We start from the raw sequence: 244 nt of genomic DNA, 5'->3' as shown, positions 1-244 counted from the left end.
CAAGTTCAACGCGCCGGTGGTGGGCCGCATGGGCGTGACCGCGCGCTACGACGTGCTCGCCGACGGCAAGAACGGCGGCGGCGGTGGCGGCATCGCGCTCAACGGCAACGGCATGGACCCGTACAACGGCTTCGGCATTGGTTCGGAGTGCCTCGCGACTTCGCAGGCCAACGGCGGCCACGGCTTCGAATGCCACGGCGCGACGCGTCAGGACGTGGCGCTCGATCTGCTGTTCTATCCGACA

The 244-nt window shown here is 68.4% G+C and carries 1 protein-coding gene; it reads left to right on the top strand.

The window, feature by feature from the left end:
• The coding region (locus tag EYW47_RS40985; RefSeq protein ID WP_205710124.1) for a DUF3138 family protein at positions 1–244 on the top strand (244 nt) is incomplete at both ends.

The organism is Paraburkholderia silviterrae (assembly GCF_004353915.1).
In the GTDB taxonomy this organism is placed as follows: domain Bacteria; phylum Pseudomonadota; class Gammaproteobacteria; order Burkholderiales; family Burkholderiaceae; genus Paraburkholderia; species Paraburkholderia silviterrae.
This window is presented reverse-complemented; position numbering and strand designations above follow the sequence as displayed.